The 22,698-nt window shown below is 59.1% G+C and carries 21 protein-coding genes and 2 tRNA genes; 19 read left to right on the top strand and 4 right to left on the bottom strand.

The window, feature by feature from the left end:
• Positions 1 to 230: 230 nt before the first annotated feature.
• Positions 231 to 2,105, bottom strand: coding sequence for a propionyl-CoA synthetase (locus AC13DJ_RS08965; RefSeq protein WP_474539402.1), 1,875 nt, complete (start codon positions 2,103 to 2,105; stop codon positions 231 to 233).
• Positions 2,106 to 2,217: 112 nt separating this feature from the next.
• Positions 2,218 to 3,597 carry an exodeoxyribonuclease VII large subunit gene (xseA, locus tag AC13DJ_RS08960; RefSeq protein ID WP_474539404.1) on the bottom strand — a complete coding sequence of 460 codons (1,380 nt, stop codon included), beginning with the start codon at positions 3,595 to 3,597 and terminating at the stop codon, positions 2,218 to 2,220.
• Positions 3,598 to 3,787: 190 nt separating this feature from the next.
• Between xseA and guaB the strand changes: the two genes are divergently transcribed.
• Both guaB and guaA read left to right on the top strand, forming a co-directional pair.
• On the top strand, positions 3,788 to 5,251 hold the full coding sequence (guaB, locus tag AC13DJ_RS08955) for an IMP dehydrogenase (RefSeq protein ID WP_022989118.1): 1,464 nt from the start codon (positions 3,788 to 3,790) through the stop codon (positions 5,249 to 5,251).
• A 64-nt stretch (positions 5,252 to 5,315) separates the two neighbouring features.
• Complete coding sequence (gene guaA / locus AC13DJ_RS08950; protein WP_474543573.1) at positions 5,316 to 6,893, top strand: glutamine-hydrolyzing GMP synthase; 1,578 nt, start codon at positions 5,316 to 5,318, stop codon at positions 6,891 to 6,893.
• 70 nt (positions 6,894 to 6,963) lie between these two features.
• On the opposite strand, the gene AC13DJ_RS08945 is transcribed toward guaA, so the two are convergent.
• Positions 6,964 to 7,995 (bottom strand): zinc-dependent alcohol dehydrogenase family protein, encoded by a 1,032-nt coding sequence (locus AC13DJ_RS08945; protein ID WP_058340716.1) that lies wholly within the window; start codon positions 7,993 to 7,995, stop codon positions 6,964 to 6,966.
• A 271-nt stretch (positions 7,996 to 8,266) separates the two neighbouring features.
• Between AC13DJ_RS08945 and tadA the strand changes: the two genes are divergently transcribed.
• From tadA to AC13DJ_RS08925, 4 genes are read left to right on the top strand one after another with little or no spacing between them, the layout of a single operon-like run.
• On the top strand, positions 8,267 to 8,770 hold the full coding sequence (gene tadA / locus AC13DJ_RS08940; RefSeq protein ID WP_482933407.1) for a tRNA adenosine(34) deaminase TadA: 504 nt from the start codon (positions 8,267 to 8,269) through the stop codon (positions 8,768 to 8,770).
• A gap of 6 nt (positions 8,771 to 8,776) precedes the next feature.
• Positions 8,777 to 9,766 carry a UDP-glucose 4-epimerase GalE gene (gene galE, locus AC13DJ_RS08935; RefSeq protein WP_058340718.1) on the top strand — a complete coding sequence of 330 codons (990 nt, stop codon included), beginning with the start codon at positions 8,777 to 8,779 and terminating at the stop codon, positions 9,764 to 9,766.
• Between the two features lie 32 nt (positions 9,767 to 9,798).
• On the top strand, positions 9,799 to 11,145 hold the full coding sequence (locus AC13DJ_RS08930) for a UDP-glucose dehydrogenase family protein (RefSeq protein WP_482933406.1): 1,347 nt from the start codon (positions 9,799 to 9,801) through the stop codon (positions 11,143 to 11,145).
• Positions 11,146 to 11,162: 17 nt separating this feature from the next.
• Entirely contained in the window at positions 11,163 to 11,573 is a 411-nt protein-coding gene (locus AC13DJ_RS08925; protein ID WP_482933405.1) for an HIT domain-containing protein, read from the top strand.
• A gap of 13 nt (positions 11,574 to 11,586) precedes the next feature.
• On the opposite strand, the gene fabR is transcribed toward AC13DJ_RS08925, so the two are convergent.
• Positions 11,587 to 12,213 (bottom strand): HTH-type transcriptional repressor FabR, encoded by a 627-nt coding sequence (gene fabR, locus AC13DJ_RS08920; protein WP_482933404.1) that lies wholly within the window; start codon positions 12,211 to 12,213, stop codon positions 11,587 to 11,589.
• Between the two features lie 342 nt (positions 12,214 to 12,555).
• Here fabR and aspS point away from each other — a divergent pair, with 342 nt between their 5' ends.
• The 13 genes from aspS (at position 12,556) to AC13DJ_RS08855 (ending at position 22,503) form a co-directional block, all read left to right on the top strand.
• Positions 12,556 to 14,355 carry an aspartate--tRNA ligase gene (aspS, locus tag AC13DJ_RS08915; protein WP_094624163.1) on the top strand — a complete coding sequence of 600 codons (1,800 nt, stop codon included), beginning with the start codon at positions 12,556 to 12,558 and terminating at the stop codon, positions 14,353 to 14,355.
• Positions 14,356 to 14,424: 69 nt separating this feature from the next.
• Positions 14,425 to 14,952 carry a crossover junction endodeoxyribonuclease RuvC gene (gene ruvC, locus AC13DJ_RS08910; protein WP_022989110.1) on the top strand — a complete coding sequence of 176 codons (528 nt, stop codon included), beginning with the start codon at positions 14,425 to 14,427 and terminating at the stop codon, positions 14,950 to 14,952.
• Positions 14,953 to 14,982: 30 nt separating this feature from the next.
• Positions 14,983 to 15,615 carry a Holliday junction branch migration protein RuvA gene (ruvA, locus tag AC13DJ_RS08905; protein WP_482933403.1) on the top strand — a complete coding sequence of 211 codons (633 nt, stop codon included), beginning with the start codon at positions 14,983 to 14,985 and terminating at the stop codon, positions 15,613 to 15,615.
• Positions 15,616 to 15,762: 147 nt separating this feature from the next.
• Positions 15,763 to 16,794, top strand: coding sequence for a Holliday junction branch migration DNA helicase RuvB (gene ruvB, locus AC13DJ_RS08900; RefSeq protein ID WP_058340722.1), 1,032 nt, complete (start codon positions 15,763 to 15,765; stop codon positions 16,792 to 16,794).
• A complete protein-coding gene (ybgC, locus tag AC13DJ_RS08895) occupies positions 16,787 to 17,209 on the top strand; it encodes a tol-pal system-associated acyl-CoA thioesterase (RefSeq protein WP_094624160.1) in 423 nt (140 codons plus the stop codon). Before ruvB ends, ybgC begins: the two co-directional genes overlap by 8 nt.
• A gap of 36 nt (positions 17,210 to 17,245) precedes the next feature.
• Positions 17,246 to 17,935 (top strand): protein TolQ, encoded by a 690-nt coding sequence (gene tolQ, locus AC13DJ_RS08890; RefSeq protein WP_022989106.1) that lies wholly within the window; start codon positions 17,246 to 17,248, stop codon positions 17,933 to 17,935.
• Between the two features lie 31 nt (positions 17,936 to 17,966).
• On the top strand, positions 17,967 to 18,413 hold the full coding sequence (tolR, locus tag AC13DJ_RS08885) for a protein TolR (RefSeq protein ID WP_482933402.1): 447 nt from the start codon (positions 17,967 to 17,969) through the stop codon (positions 18,411 to 18,413).
• 18 nt (positions 18,414 to 18,431) lie between these two features.
• Positions 18,432 to 19,439 (top strand): cell envelope integrity protein TolA, encoded by a 1,008-nt coding sequence (gene tolA / locus AC13DJ_RS08880; protein WP_199457921.1) that lies wholly within the window; start codon positions 18,432 to 18,434, stop codon positions 19,437 to 19,439.
• A gap of 53 nt (positions 19,440 to 19,492) precedes the next feature.
• A complete protein-coding gene (gene tolB / locus AC13DJ_RS08875; RefSeq protein ID WP_228285882.1) occupies positions 19,493 to 20,776 on the top strand; it encodes a Tol-Pal system beta propeller repeat protein TolB in 1,284 nt (427 codons plus the stop codon).
• Between the two features lie 59 nt (positions 20,777 to 20,835).
• A complete protein-coding gene (pal, locus tag AC13DJ_RS08870) occupies positions 20,836 to 21,405 on the top strand; it encodes a peptidoglycan-associated lipoprotein Pal (RefSeq protein ID WP_288372260.1) in 570 nt (189 codons plus the stop codon).
• A gap of 25 nt (positions 21,406 to 21,430) precedes the next feature.
• Positions 21,431 to 22,177, top strand: a complete 747-nt coding sequence (ybgF, locus tag AC13DJ_RS08865; RefSeq protein WP_199457924.1) for a tol-pal system protein YbgF — start codon at positions 21,431 to 21,433, stop codon at positions 22,175 to 22,177.
• A 112-nt stretch (positions 22,178 to 22,289) separates the two neighbouring features.
• Positions 22,290 to 22,365 (top strand) — tRNA-Lys (locus AC13DJ_RS08860).
• A gap of 62 nt (positions 22,366 to 22,427) precedes the next feature.
• Positions 22,428 to 22,503, top strand: a tRNA-Lys gene (locus AC13DJ_RS08855).
• Positions 22,504 to 22,698 lie beyond the last annotated feature (195 nt).

Here is a 22,698-nt window from a genome sequence, read left to right as displayed (position 1 = left end):
GGCAACGAAAAGCCGGGGCAGGACGTTGGAACGCATTCGCCAAATACCGCTGCAGAGGTTCACAGCAATTTTCAGTATAGACCGAGTTTGTGGGGCGTCAATTATTTTCTGAAGATTGATTTTCTTGTTTTTGTTGATAAAAAACAATGAGTTGTAATTAAAATGACATCAAGGCCTGTTCCGTCGGGAGCAGGCCTTGATGGGTTTTCTTACGGTAGGGTGGGGCCGGATCAGCGTCCGAATTTTTCGCTGATTTCTTCCAGGATTGCCGGGTCGTCGATGGTGCTGGGTACGTTGTACTGTTCACCGTCGGCGATCTGCCGGATTACCCGCCGCAGGATTTTGCCTGACCGGGTTTTCGGCAGCCTTTCCACCACAATAGCGCGGCGGAAGCAGGCGATAGCACCGATCTTCTCCCGCACCATTTCCACCAGTTCCTCTTCGAGCTCGTCCTGGTCGATGGTGGCGCCGTCCTTGATCAGTACCAGGCCGACCGGGATCTGGCCTTTCATATCGTCGTGGGCACCTACCACGCAGCATTCGGCGATGGCCGGGTGAGAGGCAACCACTTCTTCCATTTCGCCGGTGGACAGGCGGTGGCCCGCCACGTTGATCACGTCGTCGGTACGGCCCATCACGAACACGTAGCCGTCATCGTCAATAAAACCGCCATCGCCGGAGCTGTAGAAGCCTTCGATGGGCCGCAGGTAGCTGTTCAGGAAGCGCTCGTCGTCGCCCCATACGGTCATCAGGCAGCCCGGTGGCAGCGGTAATTTAACGGCAATCTGGCCTTGCTCGCCGGCGGGTACCTGGCGGCCGCCCATATCCACCACCTGAACGTTGAAGCCGGGGGAGGGTACCGTGGCGGAGCCGGGTTTGGTGGCCATCATTTCAATGCCCACCGGGTTGCAGCAAATGGCCCAGCCGGTTTCGGTCTGCCACCAGTGGTCCAGCACCGGCAGGCCGGTGTGTTCCTTCAGCCATTCGTAGGTGGGCGGGTCCAGTCGCTCTCCGGCCAGGAAGATACGCTTGAGGGAAGACACATCGTACTTGGCCAGCTGGTCCGCCTCCGGGTCTTCCTTGCGCACGGCGCGGAAGGCAGTCGGAGCGGTGAACAGCATGTTCACCTTGTGTTCTTCAACCACGCGCCAGAAAGCGCCGGCATCCGGGGTGCGTACCGGCTTGCCTTCATAGAGGATGGTGGTGCAGCCGGTAAATAGCGGCGCGTAGATAATATAGCTGTGGCCAACCACCCAACCGACGTCCGAGGCCGCCCAGAACACATCTCCGGGCTTGGCGTCATAGACCAGTTCCATGCTGTATTTCAGGGCGACGGCGTGGCCGCCGTTATCCCTTACCACGCCCTTGGGCTTGCCGGTGGTGCCGGAGGTGTACAGCACGTACAGCGGATCATTGGCTTTAACCGGTACCGGGTCTGCGGGGCTGGCTGCGGCAGAAATGGTGTTCCAGTCAAAGTCCCGACCGTCCTGCATGTCTGCCTTTGCCTGCGGGCGTTGGTAGACCACGCAGAATTCCGGCTTGTGGCTGGATTGCTCGATGGCTTTATCCACCAGCGGCTTGTATTCGATCACCTTGGTGATTTCGATGCCGCAGGAGGCCGTCAGCAAGGCCTTGGGCTTGGCGTCTTCAATCCGTACTGCCAGTTCGTGGGCGGCAAAACCGCCGAACACCACAGAGTGGATGGCACCAAGGCGGGCGCAGGCCAGCATGGCAATGGCGGCCTGGGGGATCATCGGCATATAGATGATTACCCGGTCGCCTTTTTCGATACCGCGATCACGCAGGGCGCCGGCAAAGCTGGCCACTTCGTCACGCAGTTCGTTGTAGGTGAATGTCTGGCGGGTATCGGTAACGGGAGAATCGTAAATCAGTGCGGTCTGGTCGCCGCGGCCGGCGCGGATGTTGGCGTCCAGCGCTACGTCACTGGTATTGAGTACACCATCGGGAAACCATTCGCCGTGGCCGTTATCCTTGGCCTGCCAGATGGTCCTGGGTGGCTCGATCCAGTCGATGTTTTGCGCCTGGTCGCGCCAGAAGTCGTCCCGCTGATCAATCGACCGACGGAATTCGGCGTTGTAGCTCATGTGCTCCACCTCAGTTGTATCGTTTTTTGTTTTAGGGTTGATGGCTACAACTGTAGGGGCTTTGAAAAAGGGGGCTACTAGACCATAGGCGTAGTTTTGATCGGTTCCGGGCCTATTCTGTGACGGAATTGACTTTCGTCACCTCTGCCGACACGTTGCCCTGTCCAAAGCGGGCGCTGATGGCCTGGCCGGCTGACAGCTGATCGGCACTCCGTACGATGCGGTTCTTGTCATCCCGCACGATGGCGTAGCCGCGGCCAAGGGTGGCCAGCGGGCTGACCACATTCAGGGTCTGGGCGTTCAACTTGAGCTTTTCCTGCTGCTGCCGCAGGTTCTGGCGAATGGCTTTGTTCAGCCTTTCATTCAGCCGCTGCACCTGCTCCCCGGCAGTTTGCAGGGTTTTTGCTGGCGATTGGGTGCCCAGGCGCTGGGCCAGGTGTCCGGTTTTAAGCTGCTGTTGCTGCAGCTTCAGGTTCATGGCCTTGTTCAGGCGCATGTCCAGCTCGTCCATGCGCTGGGCTTTGTCCTGGAGTTCCCGGCGCGGGTCCCGAAGCCTTGCGGCCAGGTGGCCGAGTTGCTGGTCTAGCCGGAGCAGCAAGCGGCGGGCGGATTGCCCCAGCCGGAGTTGCTGTTCAGCCAGGCGGCGCAGCCACTGGCTTTGATCCGGCGAGATTTTTTCCGCTGCGGCAGAGGGGGTGGGTGCCCGAAGGTCTGCCACGAAATCGGCGATGGTAACGTCCACTTCGTGGCCCACTGCACTGACGGTGGGAATAGAGCATCCGGCAATCGCCCGGGCGACGGCTTCTTCGTTAAAGCACCAGAGGTCCTCCAGCGAGCCGCCGCCCCGGCCAATGATCAGCACATCCGCCACGCCGTGGCGCTGGGCGCGATCGATGGCGTTCACAATGTCGGCCGTCGCAGCCTGGCCCTGAACGGCCGTGGGGTAGAGCGTGACCGGAATGGCCGGGCAACGCCGTGCCAGCACGGTGAGAATGTCGTGAATGGCTGCGCCGGTGGGTGATGTGACTACGCCAATATGGCGCGGGGTAACGGGCAGGGGCTTTTTACGGGCCGGGTCGAACAGGCCCTCGGCCTGCAGTTTCATTTTCAGGGCTTCAAATGCCTGCTGCAGCGGCCCCAGGCCGGCAGGTTCCAGGTGTTCTACGATGATCTGGAAGTCACCCCGGTTCTCGTAGAGGGTCACCTTGCCGCGAATGCGGATCTGGTCGCCTTCTTTCGGCAGGGTGCGAATACGCTGGTTCGCCCCGCGAAACATGGCGCAGCGGATCTGGCATTTCTGGTCTTTCAGCGAAAAGTACCAGTGGCCGGACGATGGCCGGGAAAAGCTGGACAATTCGCCTTCCACCCACACCTGCATGAAGCTGGATTCGAGCAGGTGCCTGGCCTGATGATTGAGTTCGGAAACGCTCAGTGCTCTTGGGCGGGTGTCCGGATAGGGGGGTATCAAAGGGCGGGCTCCCGGTTTTTTCATACGCAATAGCCGAAGGTGACAGGCAAAAATAACGTAAATTCAGAAAGATGCAACCAAACCGCAAAAACCCTGCGGTTTACTGTGTTCTGTCACCACTTTATAATAGATCGATTAAGGATTTTGCTTTGTTGCACCGCCGCGGGTGCAGCGGGGAAATTCCAAACTTAGCATGTTCAAAAGGCGGACCCAAATGCTGCGTATTGCCGAAGAAGCCCTCACGTTTGATGACGTTCTCCTGGTTCCCGGATTCTCGGAAGTTCTACCTCACCAGGTTGAGCTGAAAACCCAGTTGACCAAAGGTATCACCCTGAACATTCCGCTGGTATCAGCGGCCATGGACACGGTAACCGAAGCTGAGCTGGCGATCGCCATGGCGCAGGAAGGCGGCATTGGCATCATGCACAAGAACATGACGGTTGAACAGCAAGCTGCTGCGGTACGCAAGGTCAAGAAATACGAAAGCGGTGTGGTGAAAGACCCGATTACCGTTAACCCGGACACCACCGTGCGGGAACTGGTTGATATCACCATGGCCAACAGCATCTCCGGCCTGCCGGTGGTGGATGGCAACGACCTGGTAGGTATCGTTACCGGCCGTGATATCCGCTTTGAAAGCCGCATGGATACCCCGGTGCGGGATATCATGACGCCGAAAGACAAGCTGGTGACTGTCAAAGAAGGCGCCAGCCTTGAAGATGTGAAAGAGCTGCTGCACCGCCATCGCATCGAGAAAGTGCTGGTGGTAAACGACGACTTCCAGCTGCGCGGCCTGATTACTGTTAAAGATATCCAGAAGGCCAAGGATTACCCGCTGGCCTGTAAAGACGAGCAGGGCCGTCTGCGTGTTGGTGCTGCGGTGGGTACCGGTGGCGACACTGAAGCCCGTATTGCCGCACTGGCCGAAGCCGGTGTAGATGTGATCGTGGTAGACACTGCCCACGGCCACTCAAAGGGTGTGATTGACCGGGTTCGCTGGGTCAAGCAGAACTACCCGGATGTGCAGGTGATTGGTGGCAATATTGCGACTTCCGCCGCAGCCATCGCCCTGGCCGACGCAGGCGCAGATGCCGTGAAGGTTGGTATTGGCCCCGGCTCCATCTGCACCACCCGTATTGTGGCAGGTATTGGCGTACCTCAGATTTCTGCGGTTTCCAATGTAGCTGCTGCCCTGAAAGAGCGCGGTGTGCCGTTGATTGCCGACGGTGGCATCCGGTTCTCCGGTGATATCGCCAAGGCCATTGCCGCTGGCGCCCACGCGGTGATGGTTGGCAGCCTGCTGGCCGGTACTGACGAAGCCCCGGGTGAAGTTGAACTGTTCCAGGGTCGTAGCTATAAGGCCTACCGTGGTATGGGTTCCCTGGGTGCCATGGGGCAGGGCTCCAGCGACCGTTACTTCCAAGACGCCAGCAAAGGTATTGAAAAGCTGGTTCCGGAAGGTATCGAAGGTCGTGTTGCCTGCAAGGGCCCGATGCGTAACATCGTGCACCAGCTGGTTGGCGGCCTGCGTGCCTCCATGGGTTACACCGGCAGCGCCACCATGGACGACATGCGTACCAAGCCTGAATTTGTGCGGATTACCAATGCCGGTATGCGTGAGAGCCACGTTCATGACGTGACCATCACCAAGGAAGCGCCGAACTACCGCATCGGTTAATTCAGCCTGATCTGATGCGGCTCGGTTTCCGGGCCGCGTTGTTTTTTTAAAGCCCGAGGACTCCATGGCTCAGAACATTCACGACCACCGTATCCTGATTCTTGATTTCGGTTCCCAGTACACCCAGCTGATTGCCCGTCGCGTTCGGGAAATCGGGGTTTACTGCGAGATCAAGGCCTTTGATATCACAGACGAAGAACTCGCCGAGTTCAATCCCAAAGGCATCATCCTGGCCGGTGGTCCGGAGTCGGTAACCCAGCTGGGTGGTCCCCGTGCTCCGGAAGGCCTGTTCGACAAGGGTATCCCGGTTCTGGGCATTTGCTACGGCATGCAGACCATGGCCGAGCAGCTCGGCGGCCGGGTGGCCAGCTCCGAGAAGCGCGAGTTCGGTTATGCCCAGGTTAAGGTTCGTGCCAAGGGCCCACTGCTGGCAGACATTACCGACCATCTGACGCCGGCTGGTGATTCCCTGCTGGACGTATGGATGAGCCACGGCGACAAAGTGGTCGCCATGCCGGAAGGCTTCGAGCTGCTGGCCTCCACCGAAAGCGCACCGGTTGCCGCCATGCAGGACCTGAGCCGCAACCTGTACGGCGTTCAGTTTCATCCGGAAGTCACTCACACCCTGCAGGGTAAGCGCATCCTCGAGCACTTTGTCCTGACCATCTCCGGTTGTGAGGCTCTGTGGACCCCGGCCAAGATCGTTGACGATGCCGTTCGCCAGATTCGCGAGCAGGTGGGTTCCGACAAGGTGCTGCTGGGCTTGTCCGGCGGTGTTGATTCCTCGGTCACCGCCGCGCTGCTGCACAAGGCCATTGGTGAGCAGCTGACCTGCGTGTTCGTGGATAATGGCCTGCTGCGCCTGCACGAAGGCGACCAGGTGATGGACATGTTCGCCAGCAATATGGGCGTAAAGGTTATCCGTGCCGATGCCGAAGACCTGTTCCTGTCCAAGCTCAAGGGCGAGAACGATCCGGAGCAGAAGCGCAAGATCATCGGTAATACCTTTATTGATGTGTTCGATGCTGAAGCCGCGAAGATCAAGGATGTGAACTGGCTGGCCCAGGGCACCATCTATCCGGACGTGATTGAATCCGCTGCGTCCAAAACCGGTAAAGCCCATGTTATCAAGTCCCACCATAATGTGGGTGGCTTGCCGGAAACCATGAAGATGAAACTGGTGGAGCCGCTGCGCGAGCTGTTCAAGGACGAAGTCCGCAAGATCGGCCTCGAACTTGGCCTGCCGTACGACATGGTCTACCGCCACCCGTTCCCGGGGCCGGGTCTGGGCGTTCGTATCCTTGGCGAAGTAAAGAAAGAGTACGCCGAGATCCTGCGCCGCGCCGATGCCATTTTCCTGGAAGAGCTGCACCGCGCGGACCTGTACCACAAAACCAGCCAGGCTTTTGCCGTGTTCCTGCCGGTGAAATCCGTGGGTGTAGTGGGTGATGCCCGCCGCTACGAATACGTGATCGCGATCCGTGCCGTGGAAACCGTGGACTTTATGACAGCACGCTGGGCGCGGCTCCCGTACGAACTGCTGGAAACCGTATCCAACCGGATCATTAACGAAATCTCCGGCGTCTCGCGGGTTACCTACGATATCTCTTCCAAGCCGCCTGCGACCATTGAGTGGGAGTAGGGGGCAGGGCTGACTAGCATCAGAAGGCGGCAAGCAGAAATGCTTGCCGCCTTTTTTCGTTTTCAGGTCGTCATTCGGCGGTCAGCAACATCTTGACCGCTTTCTCCTTCGCCGCCTGGCTGAAGATGTCGTAGGCTTTTTCGATGTCATTGAGTTTGAGGCGGTGAGTGACCAGGTCAGCAGGCTTCACATCGCCACTCTCGACCACCTTCATCAACACCGGAATGGTGTTAGTGCTTACCAGGCCGGTGCGCACCGTGATGTTTTTGATCCATAGGTCCTGCAGCCGGAACTCCACGCTCTTGCCGTGTACACCGATGTTCGCGATGTTGCCGCCGGCGCGAATAATGCTCTGGCAGATATCGAAGGTCTCGGGTATACCGACCGCCTCCATGGCGACGTCTACACCCTCACCGTTGGTCAGTTCTTTGATGGTTTCGATCGGATTTCTGGCGATGGTGTCTGTGGCCCCCAGCATCTTGGCCATCGCCAGGCGGTTCTCGTCCGGATCAATCATGATGATGCGCGAAGGTGAGTAGAAGCGGGAGGTCATTACGGCGGCCAGTCCGATGGGGCCGGCGCCGATGATGGCGACTGTGTCGCCCAGTTTGACTTCGCCGTTGAGAGCGCCAATCTCGTGTCCTGTGGGCAGGATGTCGCTGAGCATCACCGCAGCAGCCGGGTCCATGCCTGCAGGCAGGGGATACAGGCTGTTGTCGGCATGGGGGATGCGTACATACTCGGCCTGGGTGCCATCGATCAAATGCCCCAGAATCCAGCCGCCGTCCCGGCAATGGGCATAGATGCCGCGCTTGCAGTAGTCGCAACGGCCGCAGGAGGTGACGCAGGAAATCAACACCTTATCGCCAACTTTGATGTTGGTTACACCGTCACCAACTTCTTCAACCACTCCCACGCCTTCGTGGCCGAGAGTACGGCCTTTCGTGACCGCTGGCACATCGCCTTTCAGAATGTGGAGGTCGGTGCCGCAAATGGTGGTATGGGTGATGCGCACCACGGCATCTGTGGGTTTCTCGATTGCAGGCTGTGGCTTGTCTTCCCAGCTGCGCTTTCCTGGTCCGTGAAATACCAGTGCTTTCATAACGTTCTCTCCTTGAAGGGTGCAAGGCTGCCACTGCCAGCCTGGGCAACGATAGCCTTGCATAGACTGCGCTGATTGAAACTGACTCATGTCATTATAGGCAGTGAGTGGGGAAAATGTATGGCAGTTTAAAGACTGAAGATCCTTCTTCTGGTGAGGGCGTGCCCGGCGCCGTCGCTTGGTTAAGAAGGCGAATAATGGTATTTTCGTGGCGCTTTCGGGGTTGGCCACTATCGTAGTTGTATAAGGCGCTATCAGCAGAGCCGCGTTTATGTCGGAATTACCAAAGAATGACGAATACTGGATGGCTCGTGCACTGGTGCTGGCGGAACGGGCGGCCTCGATAGGCGAAGTGCCCGTTGGTGCGATTGTTGTCCGTCATGGCCAGGAGCTGGGCGTGGGTTACAATGCACCCATTACCGGTTGTGACCCCACGGCCCATGCGGAGATTCGGGCCTTGCGCGACGCCTCCGCCAGGGTAGGAAATTACCGGCTGACCGGGGCAACCTTATACGTCACGCTTGAGCCTTGCACCATGTGCGTGGGAGCCATTGTGCACAGCCGCATCAGTCGTCTTGTGTATGGTGCCCGCGAGCCCAAAGCGGGCGCGGTTGAATCTGCCCGGTGCACGCTGGACGAAGCCCACCTTAACTGGCAAGTGGATGCAGAAGGCGGGGTTCTGGAAGGCGAGTGCGGCCAGATTATCAGCGATTTTTTCAGCCGGCGGCGGGCCGAGATTCGACGGCGGCGTAAACAGAATTCAGGGAAGGAGTAATTCTACGTGAAAGTACTTGTCACCGGCGGTGCCGGTTATATCGGCAGCCATGTGGTCCGGCAGCTGGCCGCAGCAGGCCACGACATTGTGGTATTTGATAACCTGTCCACCGGCTATCGCTGGGCGGTCACTGCCGGCGAGCTGGTGGTGGGCGACCTGGCGGACGAGCAGGCGATTGAGGCGGTTTTCGCCCGGCATAAGTTTGAGGCGGTCCTGCATTTTGCCGCGAACATTGTGGTGCCGGAATCGGTCAGTAATCCGCTGAAGTACTACAGCAACAACACCCGCAACACCCTGAACCTGCTGAAAGCGGTGGAAAGCCACCAGGTTCCCTACATGGTGTTTTCCTCCACGGCCGCTGTGTATGGCATGCCGGAAGAAACGGTACTGACCGAAGACCTCCCGCTGGCGCCCATCAATCCCTACGGTGCTTCGAAGATGATGAGCGAGCGCATGATGATGGACCTGGCCGCGGCCAGCAGCCTGAACTATGTGATTCTGCGCTACTTCAACGTGGCCGGTGCTAACCCCGAAGGACTTCTGGGCCAGGCAACGCCGGAAGCGACTCACCTGATCAAGGTGGCCAGCGAGTGCGTGACCGGGCAGCGCGAGGGCATGAGCGTCTTCGGCACGGATTACGAAACCCGCGATGGCACCTGCATCCGCGATTACATCCACGTGGAAGACCTGGCCAAGGCCCATGTGATGGCGCTGGATTATATGGCCGGAGGCGGGGAATCGCAGGTGCTGAACTGTGGCTACGGCCGCGGCTTTACCGTGCGGGAAGTGATTGATGTGGTAAAGCAGGAATCCGGTGTGGATTTCCCGGTCACCGAAACCGGCCGCCGCGCCGGAGACCCGGCTGCCTTGATGGCCGACAACACGCGAATCAAGAAAGTTCTGGGCTGGCAGCCGGATTACGATGACCTCAATACCATCGTGCGCACCGCGCTGGCCTGGGAAAAGATCTGGCTGCAGAAAAAAGCCGCTGATTGACGCACTTTTCAACGAAATTCAGGAACAGTTACATGAAAATCACGATTTTCGGAACCGGTTATGTTGGCTTGGTGACGGGTGCCTGCCTGGCGGACGTGGGGCACCACGTGCTGTGCATGGATGTCGACCAGGGCAAGATCGAAAAGCTGAAGAACGGCCAGATCCCCATCTATGAGCCGGGCCTGGATAACATCGTCAAGCACACGGTCGAAGCGGGCCGCCTTTCCTTTACCACCGATACTGAAGAAGCCGTCAAGCACGGCACCTTGCAGTTCATCGCCGTGGGCACGCCGCCGGATGAAGACGGCTCTGCCGACCTGCAATATGTGCTGGCCGTGGCCAAGTCCATCGGCCAGTACATGGATGATTACAAGGTGGTGGTGGACAAATCCACCGTACCGGTTGGCACCGGCGACAAGGTGAAAGCGGCGGTTCGTGCGCAGCTGGATCATCGCAGCCTGGAGCTGGATTTCGATGTGGTCTCCAACCCGGAGTTCCTGAAAGAAGGGGCGGCCATCAACGACTTCATGAAGCCGGACCGGATTGTGGTGGGCACCGATAGCGAACAAGCCGCGGACCTGCTGCGCGAAGTTTACTACCCGTTCAACCGCAGCCACGACCGGATGATCTTCATGGACATCCGTTCCGCCGAGCTGACCAAGTACGCCGCCAACGCCATGCTGGCCACCAAGATCAGCTTCATGAACGAAGTGGCCAACCTGGCCGAGCGCCTGGGCGCGGATATCGAGGAAGTGCGCCGCGGTATCGGTTCCGACCCCCGTATCGGCTACCACTTTATCTATCCCGGCTGCGGCTACGGCGGCTCCTGCTTCCCGAAAGACGTCCAGGCCCTGGCCCGCACCGCCCGAGACTGTGATTACGAATCCAAGCTGCTGAATGCCGTAGAAGCGGTGAACTACGCCCAGAAGCACGTGCTGTTCGACAAGATCAGCCATTACTTCCAGGGCGACCTGAAGGGTAAAGTCATTGCCTTGTGGGGGCTGGCTTTCAAGCCGAACACCGACGACATGCGTGAAGCCTCGGCCCGCACCCTGATGGAAGACCTATGGAAAGCCGGGGCCACCGTGCAGGCCTTCGATCCGGAAGCCATGGAAGAAACCCAGCGTATCTACGGTGACCAGGATGGCCTGACCCTGTGCGGTACCAAGGAGCAGGCCCTCAAAGGCGCCGATGCCCTGGCCATCTGCACCGAGTGGAAAGAATTCCGTTCCCCGGATTTCGACGTGGTGTCCAACACCCTCAAGCATCCGGTGGTCTTTGATGGTCGTAACCTGTACGAGCCGGAAATGCTCGAGCGCTATGGTTTGATCTACTACGCCATCGGCCGCGGCCGTAACCAGTTCCATTCGGCGCTCTGAGCCGGGGAGGGCAGGTGATGTTCCAGCTACACGAACGTCTGGCGGCAGACACCCATAACCTGGGGTGCAGCCAACTGTGCGAAATCCTGCTGATGAACGACCGCACCTGGCCCTGGATTATCCTGGTGCCGGCGGTGCCGGATATTCGGGAGATCTACCGGCTCGGCAAAGAGCAGCAGCAGCGTTTGCTGGAAGAATCGTCGACCCTGAGCCAGGGCATGATGGAGATCTTCGGTGGCAACAAGATGAACGTGGCGGCGCTGGGTAACATGGTGCCGCAGCTTCACCTGCACCACATCGTACGCTTTGAAGGCGACCCGGCCTGGCCGGGCCCGGTATGGGGTAAGCAGCCGCCGGTTCGCTACGAGGACGGCGAACTGGAACAGATCAAGGCAAAGCTCAAGCCGCTGCTCCAGCAACTGGCCTGAGTACTCTTTGGTATTACTCCCGGCCCTGCTGCCACTGCGCCAGGGTCTGGGAACCTACCAGAATCATCCGAAGCTCCGTCTTCAGCTTGGCTTTCAGCTCCTCCCGCTCTTTGGGTGTGGCATCCAGCGCTTCCGCGCCCTGATTGAACACCAGGGTAACCATGGACTCGGCCACCAGCCGGGCATCCGCCAGCGGCTTGTTCTGCTCCTCGGCAAACCGGTGCAAATCATCGGCCAGCTCCGTCACGAAGTGATCAATCTCCGCCTTCACCGCCGTCCGGAACGGCTTCGACACCCCGGTACGCTCCCGCAGCATCAGCCGGAACAGATTGGCGTTATTGCCCAGATACTCCATAAACGTATCCACCGACGTAGAAATAGCACTGCCGTCGCGCACAATCCGCTTGCGGGCCTGCCGCATCAGCTGTCGCAGCGCCACACCGCCTTCGTCCACCAATGCCAGCCCCAGCTCATCCAGCTCGGCAAAGTGCCGGTAAAACGACGTTGGCGCAATCCCGGCCTCCCGGGCAACCTCCCGCAAACTGAGACTGCCAAAGCCCCGATCCGCGCTCAGCTGTGCCAGGGCCGCATCCATTAGCGCCCGCCGGGTTTTCTGTTTCTGTTCCGCTCTGGTGGCCAACTTACAACTCCATCCGCCGGTCAAACCATGCATTCTAGCCCCCGGTTTTTTGATAGTCACCTTTACCCCCGATTTGCGGTGCCTGACGCCTGATTTTCAATCCCAATATGTTTATAATGAGCGGCTTTCATTTGTGCCGGCCCAACATCTTTGAGGTCGGGAACACAATAGCGTCAGGTGGGGGAAAGGCCTTCCGAAAATTTGCGGAGCCATGGATGGCGGAGCAGAAGCGCACAGGGATGTCTCGAGCGTTTTTCGGAAGGCCTTTCCCCCACCTGATGCGGGCGCCGATCGCCCAGAATTCAAAGTCAAACGTACACATTAAACGTAACGGGAACCGATATGCGCAGTCATTATTGCGGTGGGATCAACGAATCTCACATTGATCAGGAAGTTACACTCTGCGGATGGGTACACCGCCGCCGTGACCACGGTGGGGTAATTTTCCTGGATCTGCGGGATCGGGATGGCATGTCCCAGGTGGTTGTCGACCCGGACACCCCGGAAAGCTTTGCCCTGGCAGAGAAAGTTCGCAGCGAGTTTGTGGTTAAAGTAACCGGCCGCGTGCGTCGTCGCCCGGCAGGTACCGAAAACAACAACATGCCGACCGGCCAGGTGGAGCTGCTGGGCAAGGAAGTCACCATCCTGAACGCCGCCGCCACGCCTCCGTTCCCGCTGGATGAGCATGTAGACGTTGGTGAAGACGTTCGCCTGCGCTACCGCTTTATCGACCTGCGCCGTCCTGAAATGATCAACCGCCTGCGTTTCCGTTCGCGGGTAACCAGCTACATCCGTAACTTCCTGGACAGCCGCGGCTTCATGGATGTGGAAACCCCCATCCTGACCCGTGCCACACCGGAAGGTGCCCGCGACTACCTGGTGCCGAGCCGTACCCACGAAGGCTCCTTCTTCGCGCTGCCCCAGTCTCCGCAGCTGTTCAAGCAGATGCTGATGGTGTCCGGCGTTGATCGTTACTACCAGATTGCCAAGTGCTTCCGTGACGAAGACCTGCGGGCCGATCGTCAGCCGGAATTCACCCAGGTAGACATCGAGGCCTCTTTCATTGATGAAGAGGCCCTGATGAAGCTGAACGAAGACATGATCCGTGCACTGTTCAAAGACGTGCTGGATGTCGACCTGCCGGAATTCCCGCGCATGCCGTACTCCGAGGCCATGCAGCGCTACGGCAGCGACAAGCCGGACCTGCGTATCCCGCTCGAGCTGCAAGACGTGGGCGACCTGGTTGAAAGTGTCGACTTCAAGGTGTTTGCCGGCCCCGCCAAGGACCCGAAAGGCCGCGTGGCCGCCCTGCGTGTGCCCAAAGGTGCCGAGCTGACCCGTAAGCAGATTGACGACTACACCAAGTTTGTTGGTATCTATGGCGCTAAAGGCCTGGCCTACATCAAGGTCAACGAGCTGGCCAAGGGCGCAGAAGGCCTGCAGTCTCCGATTGTTAAGTTCCTGGGTGATGACGTTGCCCTGGCTATCATGGAGCGCGTGGGCGCAGAAGACGGCGACATCGTGTTCTTCGGTGCCGACAAGGCTACCGTGGTGAACGAAGCCCTGGGTGCCCTGCGCATCAAGGTTGGCCACGACCTGAACATGCTCACCTGCGAGTGGGCTCCGATGTGGGTTGTGGACTTTCCGATGTTCGAAGAACTGCCGGACGGCGGCCTGACGGCTATCCACCACCCGTTCACCGCACCGTCCTGCAGCCCGGAAGACCTGGCCGCAGACCCGGCGAATGCATTGTCCCGTGCCTATGACATGGTTCTGAACGGTACCGAGCTGGGTGGTGGTTCCATCCGTATCCACGACGAGAAAATGCAGGAAGCCGTATTCCGCATCCTCGGCATTGGCGAGGAAGAAGCCCGCGCCAAGTTCGGCTTCCTGCTGGATGCCCTGAAGTTCGGTTGCCCGCCGCACGGTGGTCTGGCCTTTGGCCTGGATCGCCTGGTGATGCTGATGACCGGTTCTTCGTCTATCCGCGATGTCATCGCCTTCCCGAAAACCCAGAGCGCCACCTGTCTGATGACCCAGGCGCCGGGCGAGGTTGATGAAAAGCAGCTGAAAGAACTGCACATCCGCCTGCGCCGCTCTGCCAAGGCCGTTGAAGGCAACAAGGCAGAAGACAAAGAGTAAGGGCACAATGCCGGAGGTGGTGCGCCACCTCCGGCCTGGCCAAACTCTCCCACTTCCGAGGGCAGACGGATGGCAATCATCCTGGGGGTAGACCCCGGTTCCCGAATTACCGGTTATGGCATCATCCGCGTGGAAGGTCGCACCATCGAGTACATCGACAGCGGCTGCATCCGGGTGGGGGAAAAGCCCATGGCCGAGCGTCTGCAAACCATCTTCCAAAGCCTTGCGCTTCTCATTGGCGAGTATCGCCCTGAAGAATTTGCCATCGAGCAGGTGTTTATGGCCCGCAACCCGGATTCCGCCCTGAAACTGGGGCAGGCCAGGGGAGCCGCCATTGTCAGTGCTGCCAACAGTGGTCTGGCGGTACACGAGTACTCGGCCCGGCAGGTCAAGCAGGCGGTGGTGGGTACCGGTGGTGCGGACAAGTCCCAGGTGCAGCATATGGTACAGGCGCTGCTGGGGTTGTCCCGCAAGCCCCAGGCCGATGCTGCCGATGCCCTGGCTATTGCCCTTTGCCATGCCCATATGAACCAGAGTGTCATGAAGCTGGCACGGTCTGGTGGCAAGGTGCGTAGCGGGCGTGTGCGACAACAATAACCGGCTGGCAACAGCTACAGGAGTCCTGCTTTGATTGGTCGTATTCGAGGAAAATTGCTGGAGAAGGCGCCGGGGCACGTTCTGGTGGAATGCTCCGGCCTGGGTTACGAAATCGACATTCCCTACACCACGTTTTTTCATCTTCCGGATGCGGGCCAGGAAGTCACCCTGCACACCCATTTTGCGGTGCGGGAAGATGCCCAGAGCCTGTTCGGCTTTGCCTCACGGCTCGACCGTGATTTGTTCCGCCTGCTGATCAAGGTTAACGGTGTAGGCCCCAAGCTGGCGGTAGGCATACTCTCTGGCCTGGATGCGCAGCAGTTTATCCGCTGCGTGGAAGTGAAAGACGTCAACGCCCTGGTGAAACTGCCCGGTGTCGGCAAAAAGACTGCAGAGCGACTGCTGATCGAGATGGCGGACCGTATCGGCCAGCTGGAAGGGCAGTTTGTGCCGACGATGCCGGACACCCCGGCTGCATCCGGTGGCCCAGGCAACCACTCGCCAACAGGCCCGGACCCGCGGGACGAAGCAGAAGCGGCCCTGATTGCCCTGGGCTACAAACCCCAGGAAGCGGCAAAGGCCATCAGCAAGGTAGCCGAGCCGGAGATGACCAGCGAAATGCTGATCCGGCTTGCCCTGAAGAACATGATACCGGCCGGGTGATGTCCCGGCTTTTTTGTGTCGCTCCATGACACTATTGTGTAGAGAGCGTAACGTGACTCGAACCAAGCCCTTTGTACAATTGGTGCAACCTGGAATTCAGGGGCAACCAATGGGCACGTTGTTTATTCCCAGCAAGCGGATAATGCCATGATTGAATCGGACCGACTGATATCGGCGACAGCCGGAGACTACGAAGAAGTGCAGGACCGGGCCATCCGGCCTACGCTGCTATCCGAGTATGTTGGCCAGCCCAGTGTCCGTGAACAGATGGAGATCTTCATTTCTGCCGCCCGTGCCCGGCAGGAAGCCCTGGACCACGTGTTGATCTTCGGCCCGCCGGGGCTGGGTAAAACCACGCTGGCCAACATCATTGCCAACGAGATGGGGGTGTCTATCAAGACCACCTCCGGACCGGTGCTCGAGAAAGCCGGCGACCTGGCCGCCATGCTCACCAACCTGGAAGAAGGCGATGTCCTGTTTATCGACGAGATTCATCGCCTGAGCGCTGCGGTTGAAGAAGTGCTGTATCCGGCCATGGAAGACTACCAGCTGGATATTATGATCGGAGAAGGGCCGGCCGCCCGCTCCATCAAGCTGGACTTGCCACCGTTCACGCTGGTGGGTGCCACCACCCGTGCCGGCCTGCTGACTTCGCCGTTGCGGGATCGCTTTGGCATTGTGCAGCGGCTTGAGTTCTATAACACCCAGGACCTTACCCACATCATCATCCGTTCGGCCCGCCTGTCGTCAGTGAAAATTGATGAGTCCGGTGCCTTCGAGATTGCCCGCCGCTCCCGGGGCACACCACGGATTGCCAACCGGCTGCTGCGCCGGGTGCGGGACTTCGCGGAAGTGCGTTCAGACGGTCATATCACCGCCGATATCGCCGACCAGGCCCTGAATATGCTGAAAGTAGACAGCCAGGGCTTTGATCACATGGACCGCCGCCTGTTACTGGCGATGATCGAAAAGTTTGATGGTGGGCCGGTGGGCGTAGAGAGCCTGGCGGCAGCAATCAGCGAGGAGCGGGGCACCATCGAGGATGTGCTGGAACCGTTCCTGATCCAGCAAGGCTACATGGTGCGCACCCCCCGGGGGCGTATGGTGACCTCCAACGCCTACCAGCATTTCGGTGTGGTGCCGCCGAAATCCGGTAGGGAGGAAGATCGTTTTGACTGAGAACAGCCCGAATATCTTCGAACTACCTATCAGGGTGTATATAGAAGATACGGATGCCGGTGGTATTGTTTTCCACGCCAAGTACCTGCACTACATGGAGCGGGCACGAACCGAATGGGTTCGCAGCCGGGGTGTGGGCCTTCGGGCTGGCCTTGAGGACAACATCAGCTACGTAGTGCAGCGCATGAACATCCATTACCGGACGCCGGCAAAGCTGGATGACCAGCTGCTGGTTACTGCCGAGCCGGTGGCATCGTCCCGGGTATGGATGAGCTTTCGCCAGCAGGTACTGAAGGCGGAGAGCCGGGAGTTATTGTGTGAGGCAGAAGTGCGGGTGGCGTGCATTGCACTGGATACCGGGAAGCCCCGCCGCTTGCCGGAAAACATGTTGGAGATTCTTAAGAACTCCGCGTAACGAATTGAAAAATATAAACTTGGTCGGGAGTAGATAGTGGAAGCGGAACTTTCAGTCTGGCATCTGATTGCGAACGCCGGGGTACTGGTGCAACTGGTTATGTTGCTGCTGGTGGCAGCCTCGGTTATGTCCTGGGCTTTAATCTTTCAGCGCCTGCAGGTGTTTCGCAAGGCCAAGCGTGCGCAGCTGGCCTTTGAAGAAAGGTTCTGGTCTGGCATGGACCTGGGCCAGCTGTACAAGGAAGTAAGCTCAGACCCCACGCCGTACTCCGGCATGGAGGCGGTGTTCCGGTCCGGTTTCAAGGAATTTTCCCGCCTGCGCCAGCAAAGCCGGGACGCAGATGCGGTCATGGAAGGTGCCCAGCGCGCCATGCGGGTGGCCTTCTCCCGGGAGCAGGAGCGGCTCGAAACCCATTTGCCGTTCCTGGCTACGGTGGGTTCCACCAGTCCCTACGTGGGCCTGTTCGGTACCGTTTGGGGCATCATGAACTCCTTCCGGGGCCTGGCGCAGGTTCAGCAGGCAACCCTGGCTACGGTTGCGCCGGGCATTTCCGAAGCTCTGATCGCCACCGCCATGGGTCTTTTTGCCGCGATTCCGGCGGTTATTGCCTACAACCGGTTCGCAGCTATGTCTGATGCCTTGCTGAAGAACTACGAGACCTTCGCGGAGGAATTCTCCAGCATCCTGCATCGCCGGGTTCACAACAACGACCAGGCCGCAGGCTGATGGCTGACACCGGGCAAAGGGGAGAAGCGGTATGAAAGGCATGGGAATGATGCCCCAGCAGCGGCGCAGGCCGATGTCGGAAATCAACGTGGTGCCCTACATTGACGTAATGCTGGTGCTGCTGGTGATCTTTATGGTGACGGCGCCGATGCTCACCCAGGGGGTGATGGTGGATTTGCCGGAGACCACGTCTGACCCGATCCAGCAGGACAAAGACGTGGAATCCATTACCGTGTCGGTGGATGCCAATGGCGCCTATTACCTGGAAGTGGGTGATCGTGGCGGCGATCCGATGTCGCTGGACGAAGTGACCGACCAGGTGGCGAAGATTCTTTCCCAGCGGGCCAACAGTGAAATCATGGTACGCGGGGACGAGTTTGTGGATTACGGTGTTGTGGTGCGCCTGATGGCGGCACTGCAGGCGGCCGGCGCCAGTGGCGTTGGACTTATCACAGACATGCCCGACACTAACCCGTAACAAGGTGGCGAACGAGTTGTGACAGGTCACGAACGGGAAACGATCAGTACCGATACGCCACCGTGGAAGTCGCCGGTTGTGTTATCGGTGGTGCTGCATGTGTTGCTTCTGGTGATTGCCCTGGCAGGCTGGTCGTGGACCAATCCTGTACAGGAACCGGAGCCCCGCAGTATCTCGGCAAGGCTGGTAAGCCCCGAGCCCAAACCCAGCCCGGTGGTCGACGAGCAGGATCAGCGAGACAAGGAAGAAGAGCGTCGCCTGCAGGAAGAGAAAGAGCGGCAGCAAGCGGAAGCCGAGCGCAAGCGGCAACAGGAAGAAGCCAGGCGCAAAGAGGCCGAAGAGCAGGCTCGCAAGCGAGAGCAGGAGCGCAAACAGCAGGAGGCGAAAGCCCGGGAGCTGGCCGAGCAACAGGCTCGCGAGAAAGAAGCCGCCCGCCAGAAAGCGGAAGCCGAGGCAAAGCAGCGTGCTCGCCAGAAAGCCGAGCAGGAACAGCGTGCCCGCGAAGAGGCTAAGCGTAAGGCGGAAGAAGAGCAGCGCCGCCGTGAGGAGGCCGAACGCCAGCGCCAGGAACAGCAAGCCCGGGAAGAGGCAGAGCGCAAACGCAAAGAAGCCGAGCGCCGCCTGAAAGAACAGCAGCTGGAAGCACTGGCTGAGCAGGCGCGGCAGGAACGTGAGGCAGAAGCACGGCGCCAGCAGGAGGCAGCAGCGGCACGAGCCCGGGAAGCCCGGATGCTCAGTGACAGCGAAAAGTACCAGGCCCTGATTCGGGACCGTCTGAGCCAGGCCTGGTATCCGCCGTCTTCCGCCACAGAGAACATGGTGGCCAGGCTGCAGATCACCCTGTTGCCGACCGGGGAACTCGCCAATGTGCGGCTGGTCAGCAGTAGTGGTAATACAGCATTCGATAACTCGGCGCTGGGTGCGGCCCGCTCGCTTAACCGCTACCCGGTACCGGACGACAGGGATACTTTCGAGCGGTACTTCCGCCAGTTTACGATTGAATTCAATCCGCAACGCCTGCGGTGAGGCCAGGGACTGATATGACACAAAAAACGAGTTGCCATAAAACAACCGTGAAAATGCTCCTGACCGGCTGGCTGGCAGCGATGATGCTGTCGGCAGGTAACGCCAGCGCCGAGCTGCTGATCCGGATAACCGAAGGGGCGAACTCGGCCATTCCGGTGTCGGTTGTGCCGTTTGCCGAAAGCGGCGCCATGCCGCCGGGCGACAAGGTGAGCAGTATCGTACAGGGCGACCTCACCATGAGCGGTGAGTTCCGCACGCTTGAACCCTCGAAAATGCTGAGCCTGCCATCGAAGGGTTCGGATGTGTACTTCCGGGACTGGCGCATGCTCGGCCAGCGCTATGTGCTGGTAGGCGAACTGACCCGCAGTGGCGACAGGGTTCAGGCCCGCTATGAACTGTTTGATGTAAACCAGGAGAAGCGGATCCTGGGTGAGACCGCAGCTGCCGGTGTTGGCAGCGTCCGCACCCTGGCGCATCACATCAGCGACCGCATTTACGAAGCCATTACCGGAGAGCCGGGCGTGTTCTCCACCAAGCTCGCCTATGTGACGGTGAGCGGTGAGGACGACCAGATGCGTTACCGGCTCCAGGTCAGTGACGTGGACGGCAAGCGGGCAAAAATCCGGCTGGAAAGCCGTGAGCCGATTCTGTCCCCGGCCTGGTCGCCGGACGGCAAGAAGCTGGCCTATGTGTCGTTCGAAACTGGCAAGCCAGCCATCTACGTGCACGAGCTGTCTTCCGGACAGCGGGACAAGGTAGCGGATTTCTCCGGCCTGAACTCGGCCCCGGCCTGGTCGGAAGACGGCAAGTCCCTGTTGATGACCCTGTCCCGTGACGGCAATGCGGAAATCTACCAGATGGACCTGGCCAGCCGGAAAACCACCAAGCTGACCAACCACTGGGCCATCGACACCGAGCCGGCCTGGGACTATGCCAACAAGGGCATTTACTTTACCTCGGACCGTTCCGGTGGCCCGCAGATCTACTTCATGGAGCGCCCGGGTGCCGAGCCGCGCCGGATCACCTTCGGCAGTCGTTACAACGCACGGCCTCGGCCGGATAACAAGGGTGAGTACGTGTATTACGTGCACCAGCGGGACCGGGCATTCCACATTGCCCGCACCAACCTGAAAACCGGTGATGAAAGCATTATCACCCGCACCGAATCGGATGAATCACCCAGTGTGTCGCCCAATGGCCGACTGCTGATCTATGCCACCGGCCAGAACGGAGCCAGCGTGTTGACCGTTGTTTCTGCCGACGGCGGTGCGGCCTACAGCCTGCCTGCGGCCGATGGCGATGTAAGAGAACCGGCCTGGGGGCCGATCACCCGCTGAGGCTGTTAGCGCGGGCAGAAAAACTGATTTAAGCAAACTCAAAAAGAGGGAAAGGAAGTATGAAACTGTCATTCTCAACAAAAGTGTTCGCTATGGTACTTTCTGCCGGACTGGTAGCAGGCTGTAGCTCCACCGGCGAAAACATGGAAGACGAAGTCTACGGTTCTGACGTCCAGGCTGTCGGCGGTGATGACGGCTCTACGGTATATGGTGGCGACGATGGCGATGGCGTTTCCTCCGGTGTTCTGAGCGACGAAGAGCGCCAGGCTGCCCGTGAGCAGGCCGAGCAGCAGGCCCTGCGTGATATCACAACCTTCTACTTCGATTTCGATACTTCCGAAATCAAGCAGGAAGCCCGTGACGTGCTGGTTGCCCACGCCCGCTACCTGGCCGACAATCCGCGCCAGCAGGTTCGCCTGGAAGGCCACGCCGATGACCGCGGTACCAAGGAGTACAACCTGGCCCTTGGTGAGCGCCGTGCCAATGCTATCCAGCGTTTCCTGATTGTGAACGGGGCTTCCCGTGGCCAGATGGAAACCGTAAGCTACGGAGAAGAGAAGCCGGCTGTACGTGGCACTTCCGACAGCGCCCGGGCGCAGAACCGTCGCGTAGAGTTGATTTTCCAGTAAACCTTCTGATTAACCGGACGGGCCCATGAGAAAACAGCTCATGGCGACCGTGCTGATCCCGCTGGGCCTTGGCCTGGCGGGAGTCGTTCACGCACAGTCGTCGAATGTCTCCTCCCAGAGCAGTGCCGAACTGTTCTATATGATCCAGCAGTTGCAGGGCGATGTTCGCCGCCTGCAGGGCCGGGTTGAAGAGCAGCAGCATGAAATTAACCGGTTGCAACAGCAGGGCCGGGATCGGTACGTCGACCTGGACCAGCGTATCCTGGATCTCTCCAAGGCGATCGAAGCGCGTCCGGAGCCTGCTGCCGCAAGTTCCGGCGGGGCCTCGGACGCTTCAGGGGGCAGTGGCTCGCAGCCGGTACAGCCGGTGAAGGTTTACCGGTCTCCGGAAGCGGACGAGAAACAGGCCTACGACGAGATCATCAGCCTGATCCGTAACGACAAAGATTACGACGCCGCCATTTCCCGGCTGTATGACTTTGTCGACAAGTATCCCGAAGGCGACCTTACCGTGAATGCCTATTACTGGCTCGGTGAGGTTTATCTGGCAAAGCCGCAGCCCGAGCAGGCCAAGCAGGCGTTCACGATTGTGGCAACCCGCTACAGTGATCACCGCAAAGCGCCAGATGCGGTCTACAAGCTGGGTGTCGCGCTGGATCGGCTGGGCGAGAAAGACGAAGCCGTGCGCCGGATGCAGAGCGTGGTCGATCGTTATCCGCAATCGTCTGCCGCAGACCTGGCTAAAAAATACCTGGACAGTGCAGGAAGTTGATCGCACATTGAACGATCCGGTTGTCCGGTGATCAGTCAGGAAAAAAATATAAAGATTCCCGAAAAAAGGGGTTGATCACCAAAAAAAATTCAGTAATATGTGCGCCTCGTTTGGGTCGTTAGCTCAGTTGGTAGAGCAGTTGGCTTTTAACCAATTGGTCGAAGGTTCGAATCCTTCACGACCCACCAAACACAGAATGCCCGAAACCAACGCGGGTGTTCGCCGGATGAAAGGCCGGCAAAACAGTTACGGGTCGTTAGCTCAGTTGGTAGAGCAGTTGGCTTTTAACCAATTGGTCGAAGGTTCGAATCCTTCACGACCCACCAACAAACCGGAGTGCCTCAGGGCGATTCGGTTGAAAAAAAGAGCCTTCGGGCTCTTTTTTTTTGTTTGCCCGGCGAAGCCGGCAAACCCGGCCATCTGAAAGAAGATGGCGTCACCCCGACTGAGGGGAAGACAATCCGACTGGCAAGGGCGTCACTGGCCAACGGTGGGGTCTGAAGGAAGCCATAGGAAGTTAA

This window comes from Marinobacter sp. L-46 (assembly GCF_056859535.1).
Note: the sequence above shows the minus strand (reverse complement) of the source record. Positions and strands in the feature narration are given on the sequence as shown.

Bases quoted from the DNA above. Each gene is read 5' to 3' on its own strand.
- guaB (WP_022989118.1), top strand. From the start codon at position 3,788: ATGCTGCGTATTGCCGAAGAAGCCCTCACGTTTGATGACGTTCTCCTG.
- aspS (WP_094624163.1), top strand. From the start codon at position 12,556: ATGCGCAGTCATTATTGCGGTGGGATCAACGAATCTCACATTGATCAG.
- tolB (WP_228285882.1), top strand. From the start codon at position 19,493: ATGCTCCTGACCGGCTGGCTGGCAGCGATGATGCTGTCGGCAGGTAAC.
- xseA (WP_474539404.1), bottom strand. From the start codon at position 3,597: ATGAAAAAACCGGGAGCCCGCCCTTTGATACCCCCCTATCCGGACACC.
- guaA (WP_474543573.1), top strand. From the start codon at position 5,316: ATGGCTCAGAACATTCACGACCACCGTATCCTGATTCTTGATTTCGGT.
- ruvC (WP_022989110.1), top strand. From the start codon at position 14,425: ATGGCAATCATCCTGGGGGTAGACCCCGGTTCCCGAATTACCGGTTAT.
- AC13DJ_RS08945 (WP_058340716.1), bottom strand. From the start codon at position 7,995: ATGAAAGCACTGGTATTTCACGGACCAGGAAAGCGCAGCTGGGAAGAC.
- pal (WP_288372260.1), top strand. From the start codon at position 20,836: ATGAAACTGTCATTCTCAACAAAAGTGTTCGCTATGGTACTTTCTGCC.
- tadA (WP_482933407.1), top strand. From the start codon at position 8,267: ATGTCGGAATTACCAAAGAATGACGAATACTGGATGGCTCGTGCACTG.
- AC13DJ_RS08925 (WP_482933405.1), top strand. From the start codon at position 11,163: ATGTTCCAGCTACACGAACGTCTGGCGGCAGACACCCATAACCTGGGG.
- ruvB (WP_058340722.1), top strand. From the start codon at position 15,763: ATGATTGAATCGGACCGACTGATATCGGCGACAGCCGGAGACTACGAA.
- tolR (WP_482933402.1), top strand. From the start codon at position 17,967: ATGAAAGGCATGGGAATGATGCCCCAGCAGCGGCGCAGGCCGATGTCG.
- ybgF (WP_199457924.1), top strand. From the start codon at position 21,431: ATGAGAAAACAGCTCATGGCGACCGTGCTGATCCCGCTGGGCCTTGGC.
- AC13DJ_RS08930 (WP_482933406.1), top strand. From the start codon at position 9,799: ATGAAAATCACGATTTTCGGAACCGGTTATGTTGGCTTGGTGACGGGT.
- AC13DJ_RS08965 (WP_474539402.1), bottom strand. From the start codon at position 2,105: ATGAGCTACAACGCCGAATTCCGTCGGTCGATTGATCAGCGGGACGAC.